Source organism: Erythrobacter sp. SN021, from assembly GCF_021864455.1.
On sequence record NZ_JAKKUW010000095.1, the window covers coordinates 1 to 361 of the forward strand.

Genomic DNA, 361 nt, shown 5'->3' on the forward strand with positions numbered 1-361 from the left:
CCCAATCTTCATAGAGCACAAACTTGAAAAGTTTGCTATGTCCAAGAGTTGCAGCTGGCCAACTTTTTCTTGAAACGACTGTCATATACTCTTTCCTGTCCGCATGCTTTATTCGAATTTCTGTTTCTCCAAGGTGTATTTCTCGGCCAACTAGAATTTTAGCCCGACTTTTGATGACCTGTGGAATACTCAGAGTCCCTCCTATGGGTGTGACTTCATCAATCAAATACATGTATTCAATATCCGCTCCACCAACGTCAGCATTCAGTTGCCATCTTGTGAATTTTGAAGTAGGTGGAATCGTTATAGTGTGTTCGATTTCCTTTGATTCATAAACTTCAGTTTCCGTCATACTAACTTG

Annotated in this window: 1 protein-coding gene; it reads right to left on the reverse strand. The window is 40.4% G+C overall.

All coding sequences use genetic code 11. The annotated features are described in order from the left end of the window. The coding region (locus L5849_RS15095) for a hypothetical protein (RefSeq protein ID WP_236926212.1) at positions 1-361 on the reverse strand (361 nt) is incomplete at both ends.